General features: G+C 32.0%; 7 protein-coding genes. 4 read left to right on the forward strand and 3 right to left on the reverse strand.

Annotated features, from left to right (window positions below):
* Positions 1-7: 7 nt before the first annotated feature.
* A complete protein-coding gene (locus Q0616_RS08090; RefSeq protein WP_298776343.1) occupies positions 8-1,372 on the forward strand; it encodes a RagB/SusD family nutrient uptake outer membrane protein in 1,365 nt (454 codons plus the stop codon).
* A gap of 66 nt (positions 1,373-1,438) precedes the next feature.
* Here Q0616_RS08090 and Q0616_RS08095 read toward each other — a convergent pair whose 3' ends face one another.
* The 3 genes from Q0616_RS08095 to recF are packed head-to-tail and all read right to left on the reverse strand — an operon-like array spanning position 1,439 to position 3,780.
* Entirely contained in the window at positions 1,439-2,398 is a 960-nt protein-coding gene (locus tag Q0616_RS08095) for an alpha/beta fold hydrolase (protein ID WP_171623268.1), read from the reverse strand.
* A 3-nt stretch (positions 2,399-2,401) separates the two neighbouring features.
* Entirely contained in the window at positions 2,402-2,704 is a 303-nt protein-coding gene (locus tag Q0616_RS08100; RefSeq protein ID WP_260541833.1) for a DUF721 domain-containing protein, read from the reverse strand.
* Positions 2,701-3,780, reverse strand: coding sequence for a DNA replication/repair protein RecF (gene recF, locus Q0616_RS08105; protein ID WP_171623266.1), 1,080 nt, complete (start codon positions 3,778-3,780; stop codon positions 2,701-2,703). The genes Q0616_RS08100 and recF overlap by 4 nt, the downstream gene beginning before the upstream one ends.
* A gap of 230 nt (positions 3,781-4,010) precedes the next feature.
* On the opposite strand from recF, the gene hisS reads away from it, so the two are divergent.
* From hisS to Q0616_RS08120, 3 genes are all read left to right on the forward strand, one after another.
* A complete protein-coding gene (hisS, locus tag Q0616_RS08110) occupies positions 4,011-5,381 on the forward strand; it encodes a histidine--tRNA ligase (protein WP_260541834.1) in 1,371 nt (456 codons plus the stop codon).
* Between the two features lie 140 nt (positions 5,382-5,521).
* Positions 5,522-6,442, forward strand: coding sequence for a PfkB family carbohydrate kinase (locus tag Q0616_RS08115; RefSeq protein WP_171623264.1), 921 nt, complete (start codon positions 5,522-5,524; stop codon positions 6,440-6,442).
* A gap of 404 nt (positions 6,443-6,846) precedes the next feature.
* Positions 6,847-7,290 (forward strand): hypothetical protein, encoded by a 444-nt coding sequence (locus tag Q0616_RS08120; RefSeq protein ID WP_225540583.1) that lies wholly within the window; start codon positions 6,847-6,849, stop codon positions 7,288-7,290.
* Positions 7,291-7,381: the final 91 nt, after the last annotated feature.

Below are 7,381 nucleotides of genomic sequence, written 5' to 3' on the forward strand. Positions count from 1 at the left end.
AATTAAAATGAAAAAAAGATTATTAAGTATAGCATTCATAACGGCATCGATATTATCATTCAATGTATCGTGTAGTGATGATTTCGTTGAAAGAGAATTTCACCAAGATGTTGAACAGGCTCCTTTAAAAAGTTTACAAGAAGTTCAAGCTTTCGTAAGAGGTGCATATGTATCGATGAGAGCAAACACATATTATGGAGCAGATTTCTTAGCATACGGAGAAGTAAGATCAGACAATATGTATAGTAATTTAGCTGGAGGATACTACCAAAATGTACAAAACTATACAATGTTATCAACAGATGGTTACGCAACAAGTACATGGAATCAAATCTATGCAATGGTGGCGAAAACAAACATTGTTATTAATACTGATATTGCAACATTAGATGGTACAGATTTAGATCGATCAAAAGCTTCTTTCTCTCAAGGACAAGCTTATGGTTTAAGAGCAATTGCATTCTTCGACTTATTGAGACTTTATGGTCAAAAATATACAGGTGGAGACTTAGGAATTGTTATTCCAACTAAATTTGATCCAAAAGCTAAAATGGCTCGTGCAACAATTGCTGAAACTGAAGCACAAATCGATGCAGATTTTACAAAAGCTTTAGAATTAATGACAAATAATACAGGATCAGGATTAACAAAAACTGATTTAGGTGTTCCTGCTTTGAAAGCTTTAATGTCAAGATTCTACTTATACAAAGGTGATTACGCTAAAGTTAGAACTTTAACAAATGAATTGGCTGCAGAGGGTTATACAACTCCAATTGCTTCAGGTTTATTAAAAGAATCTTTTAACTATACGTTAAATGGAGCAGCTTCAAATTCAATTTTCGAATTAGCAGTTGGACAAGTATCGTCTTTAGGAACTACATCTTATGGATATAGATTAAACCCAAGAGGGTACGCTAATATTCAACTTAAAGCAGGCGTGGCTGATGAGTTGTATCAAGCATCTGACATTAGAAAATCATTAATTAATGAAAAAGGATTCATTACTGGTAAATACACAAATATTTCAGGAAATGATAACATCAAAATGATCAGAAATGAAGAGGTTTTATTAAACGGTGTTGAAGCTGAATTAAACGGTGGTGATGTTGCTAAAGCTGTAACATATTTCAATACGTTAATTACTCAACGAGGTTTAGAACCTGTTACAACAGTAACAATGGACGATCTTAAAGATGAACGTGCACGTGAGTTAATGGGAGAAGGACAAAGACAATGGGATTTATTACGTTGGGGAGATAAATCTTATGTTCCAACAACGGTAGATCCAGCACTTATTGCTTTCCCTATTCCAAGAGCGGAAATCAATATTGATGGAACGTTAATTAAACAAAATCCAGGGTACGAGTTATAATAACTCCATACCTATAAATAACAAAAACCTCGAAGTTTACTTCGAGGTTTTTTTATGCGTATTATTTTACAAACTCTTTATAAATTCATAAGCCCTTATCTCAGACCAAGAGTGAGAATTATCCTTTAAAGGAAATCCACAATGTCCACCATATTTAGGCATTTCGAAAGTGCAGTAGGAATGATTTTTTAATCGCTCAATAGGATAACACTCATCCCCCAAAAAAGGATCATTTGCAGCATTTACAATCAAACAAGGTGTTGTGATACGGTTCAAAACAGTTGCTGGAGAAGCCTTAGTATAATACTCTTCTTTGTTTTGATAACCATGCATTGGTGCTGTAAAATAATCGTCGACTTCATCAAAAGTTTTGATTTTATCAATCATTTCTTCATTCACTTTTCCAGGAAATTGTTTGGCTTTTTCTGCAAATTTTTGTGCAAGTGTTCTCTTGAAGTTTTTGAAATAAACAGTATTTGGAAATTTCTTTAATTCATCTGCACAAGACTTCAGCGAAATTGGAGCAGAAAAAATAACCCCACATTTTATACGTTCATTGATGGTGTAATTACCCAAATAATTTAACACCAAAGCTCCTCCCATCGAATAGCCAATCAAATAAATATTTTTATAATTTTCGTTTATTGCTTTTTCAATCACACAATGAACATCGTCAATCGAACCATGATGATACAAACGCAATGTTTTATTCATCTCACCACCACACGAACGATGATTCCAAGCCAAAATATTGAAGCCTTTTTTATAAAAGAAGTCTGAACACGAATTTAGATAGGTTCGTTTCGAATCGCCTTCTAAACCATGAAAAAGTATGATTAATTGATCTTTATTTTCTTGAAAACGCCAATCCAAATTCAAAAAATCACCATCTTCTGTGGCGATTTTTTCTCGTGTATAGGTTGGAACGGGATATTTTTTAAATTTAGCAGGATAGATCGTAGAATAATGCGAATTTCGATTCAGAAAACTGGGTTTCGGATAGTTTGAGTGTTCTATGTAAGGCATTTTCTAATAAATTTTTACATCAACCAAAAAATCTTTTTTGATTTCCTCATTAATATTTGCAATGATTTTAGATTTTCCCATCATCAATTCATGACGCATTGCAGGGGAATTAATTTTAACATATAAAGTGCGTTGTCTTACTTCAACACGATCGGTATATTTTTCAAAAAATTTGCCCATAACAGTTCGCCAAGCTTCTTCAGCCTTCACTTCCCAAATCAATTCTTCTTTTCCATTTTGTTTAATGAAATGCTCTAAAGCTTGACCAAGCGTTTGTTGATTACTTCGTTTTTCATACTTTTTCATAGTCGGAAAACTTTACTTTCAGCGTTAATTTGTTTGATGATTTGTTCAGTTCTTTCGGGATGTGTATCGGTAATAAAAATTTGACCAAAACGTTCTTCGTTCACTAATTTAATCAATTGTGTTACACGATGTTCGTCTAATTTATCAAAAATATCATCCAATAATAACAAAGGTGTAATGTTGAGCGAATTTTTTATCACTTCTAATTGAGCTAATTTCAACGCAATTAAATAGGATTTTTGTTGACCTTGCGACCCAAATTTTTTGATGGGATAATTGGTGATTGTAAACAACAAATCATCTTTATGAATTCCAGCTGTCGAATATTGAGCTGAACGATCTTTGTATAAAGCATCTTTTAAAACCTTTTCAAAAGGTGCATCGTTTAATTGCGAAACATATTCGATATTTACTTTTTCTCGTCCTTCCGAAATTTCGTTGTAATATTTTAGGAAAGCGTCTAAAAAAGTTTTTATAAATTCTTTTCGAGTTTCGTGTATTTTTTTACCCAAATGAATCAACTCTTCATCATAAATTTCTAACGATGAAGCGTCAAACGTATTATTGGCAACAAAATATTTTAGTAAAGCATTTCGTTGGACTAATACTTTATTGTATCGCATTAAATCAGCTAAATATTGCTTGTTCGATTGCGAGATAATATTATCCAAAAACTTTCGACGAACTTCACTTCCTTCCTTGATCAAATCGCTATCATAAGGCGAAATCATGACCAAAGGATATTGACCGATATGATCCGATATACGATCATATGACTTCGAATTTCGTTTTAGTTGTTTGGGTTGACCAGAACGAACCAAACAGAAAATAACATCATCTGCTTCATTCTTATCAAAAGTGCCTTCTAATGTAAAAAAATCACAATCAAATTGTATGTTCATCGCATCCGAATGGTTGAGATACGATTTGCTTAAAGCCAAATAATGAATCGCGTCCAACACATTGGTTTTTCCCTTTCCATTTTGTCCCACAAATGCATTAATTTTTGAGGAAAATTCGAAATTATTTTCATCAAAATTCTTGAATTGTCTTGCTTTAAGTTCTTTTAAATACATAAGGCAAAATTACGATTTAATTTACGAATTAGAATTACGATGGATGAAGTTTGAAGTTTACCTCTTTTTTATTAAAATCATCAATTCGAGAAAAGATTTTTGTTCAAAAATGATGCAATAAAATGTGATGCACAGATAAATATTTTCTAAATCAATGATTTATTCCTAAAATGTCGGGTTAAAAATCAAAATGATGTATTTTTGTATCTTTATAAGTAAGATTTAGAAAAATGGCCATTCAAAAACCATCGATTCCAAAAGGAACAAGAGATTTCTCTCCTTTAGAAGTGAATCGTCGTCAATATATTATCAACACGATTAAAAAACAATTCGTGTTATTCGGATTTTCTCCGATCGAAACTCCATCATTCGAAAATTTATCAACCTTAACAGGGAAATATGGAGAAGAGGGGGATCGACTAATTTTTAAGATTTTAAATTCTGGTGATTATTTAGCGAAAGTTGATGAACAATTATTAACAGATAGAAATAGTCAAAAAATCACATCTCAAATCTCAGAAAAAGCGTTGCGTTACGACTTAACAGTGCCTTTTGCACGTTACGTAGTACAACACCAAAATGAGATTACATTTCCGTTCAAACGTTACCAAATTCAACCTGTTTGGCGTGCAGATCGTCCTCAGAAAGGGCGTTTCAGAGAGTTTTTTCAATGTGATGCGGATGTTGTAGGTTCAGATTCTCTGTTACAAGAGGTTGATTTTGTTCAGTTATACGATACTGTTTTTACAGAACTGAAAGCGCCAGTTGAAATTCATATCAATAACCGTAAAATTTTATCTGGTTTAGCAGAAGTAGCAGATATTTCGGCTCAATTGATTGATTTTACAGTTGCTTTGGATAAGTTAGATAAAATTGGGGAAGAAGCGGTAAAAGAAGAAATGCGAGGAAAAGGAATTTCGGAAGCTGCAATCGAGATTTTGTCACCTTTATTCTCTATGAAAGGAGATTATAAAACGCAATTTGCGCAGTTAAAAGATATTTTAAAATCGTCTGAAACTGGATTAAAAGGTATCGAAGAATTAGAATTTGTTTTTGAGCAAACAGCAAATTTAGGATTACAATCTGCCGAATTATTCTTGAACTTAACTTTAGCTCGAGGATTAGATTACTATACTGGAGCCATTTTCGAAGTAAAAGCAAAAATCGGAGAATTCTCATCATCTATTGGTGGTGGAGGTCGCTACGATGATTTGACAGGCATTTTTGGTCTGAAAGATATTTCTGGTGTTGGAATTTCGTTTGGTTTAGATCGTATTTATTTAGTTTTAGAAGAAAATAATCTATTTCCAGCTTTGGAAGATTCAACGAATATTCAGGCATTGTTCATTAATTTTGGAAAAACAGAAGCTGCAGTTGCGATGAAATTGGTGAAACAATTACGTCAACAAGGTATTAATACGGAGGTTTATCCTGATGATGCGAAAATGAAAAAGCAAATGGGATATGCTGATAAAAAAGGAATTAAAAAAGTAATTCTTTTAGGTGAGAAAGAAATTGCAGAACAAAAAGCAACAGTAAAAGACATGATTTCTGGTGAACAAACAGAGGTTGCGTTTACAGATTTAGCTAATGCTTTATAAATATTTGTGATAATTTAATCGTAATTTTTTAATGGACAAGCAGTTAAGAAGGGATTAAATTAAAAATAATAAATAGGCATTATGCCTTAATTCAAATCAATTCAATACATTTGCAAATTATTTAATTTAGAATATACAAAATGAGTTTATTAACAGTTGGTACAGTTGCCTTTGATAAATTAGAGTCTCCTTTTGGGAAAACAGATAAAATCTTAGGTGGTGCCGCTACATATATCGGAATGGCGTCTTCTCTATTAGGCGTAGATACAGCTATTGTTTCAGTTGTTGGAGGAGATTTTCCTCAAAAATACATTGATTTATTACGTTCGAAAGGAATCAATTTAGATGGAATGGAAATCGTAAAAGATGGAAAAACATTCTTCTGGGAAGGAAAATACCACAACGATTTGAATACACGTGATACATTAGCTACAGAATTGAATGTATTAGAAACGTTTAATCCAGTTGTTCCTCAAACTTACAAATCTCCAGATGTTTTGATGTTAGGTAACTTACATCCATTGGTACAAAAAGGAGTTTTAACGCAGTTAGATCAACGTCCAGGTTTGGTTGTTTTAGATACAATGAACTTTTGGATGGATTGTGCTTGGGATGAATTAATGGATGTCATCAAAGATGTTGATGTGATTTCTATTAATGATGAAGAAGCGCGTCAAATGTCAGGAGAATACAGCTTAGTAAAAGCAGCTAAAAAAATTATGACATTTGGTCCTAAAACGGTTATCATCAAAAAAGGTGAGCACGGTGCTTTATTGTTCCAAGATGAACAAGTTTTCTTTGCTCCAGCTTTACCATTAGAAGATGTTTTTGATCCAACAGGAGCAGGAGATACATTCGCAGGAGGATTCTCAGGATATTTAGCAAAAACAAATGATTTTTCTTTCGATAATATGAAACGTGCAATCGTTTATGGATCTGCTTTAGCATCTGTAACTTGTGAAAAATTCGGAACTGAATCTTTAGAAGCTTTAGATAGAGAGGGTTTAATCGATAGATTAAGAAAATTCCACGAATTAATGGATTTCTCAATTAACTTATAAGAATCAATTTCTTTAAAATATTTAAAAGCCTTGCATTTGCAAGGCTTTTTTTTGATTATATTAGGATATAAATTATTTGTATGCAAGTGATTTTCGAAATTTTAGGATATATTCTTTTTGAATTTATTGGAGGTTTTATAGGATTAACAATAAGATTTATTATCATTAAAATCTTTAAACCTAAACTAAAATTTGATGAATTCTCAAATTCAGAATCTGGTACGAATGATTTTTATAATTTAATAATCGGAATTCCAGTTCTGATTGGTTTAATAATTGGAATAACTTATTTAATATTTTTATTACGATGATTTCGTCAGTTCTAGTGATTCTGATATGAATCGTATCGAGAACTTAGACGATATTTAAACAATTAATTTATTTAACTTTTTGATTTAAATCAAATGAAAAACAAAATTATACATTTACTAATCTTAGCTTTTTCTTCTTTGCTTTCTGGAATCATGATTTCGAAAATGTCATTCATCGGAAAAGTCGGAATCACGATTATTTACAACGAATACACTATTCTAAAATCGTGGTGGAAAACAGCACTTTTATTATTTGCGATTCAAGCGATAATTTTTGTGGTGTTATCTGTTTGGAAAATGAAAACAACCAAACGTTTGAAACAATTGTTATTGCCATTCATCTTTCTTTCGATAGGAATAATAGGATTAATTTATACATATTATGATTTCACAGAAACATCGCATCGATTACTAAAGAAAACATTTCATTTTGGATTTTATATTTTTTGGTTAACCTGGTTCGGGAATTGTATCTTTTTTATGTCAAAACAAAAGAAAAAATTAGAGGAAATTCCACAAGAAACAGAAGTGTATTAAAACAAAAAAGCTCATCAAATTTTGATGAGCTTTTGCTTTTGTGACCGAGACAGGATTCAAACCTGTAACCTCTTGAGCCGTAATCAAGTGC

Origin of the sequence: uncultured Empedobacter sp., from assembly GCF_937930195.1 — a bacterium.
Lineage (GTDB): Bacteria > Bacteroidota > Bacteroidia > Flavobacteriales > Weeksellaceae > Empedobacter > Empedobacter stercoris.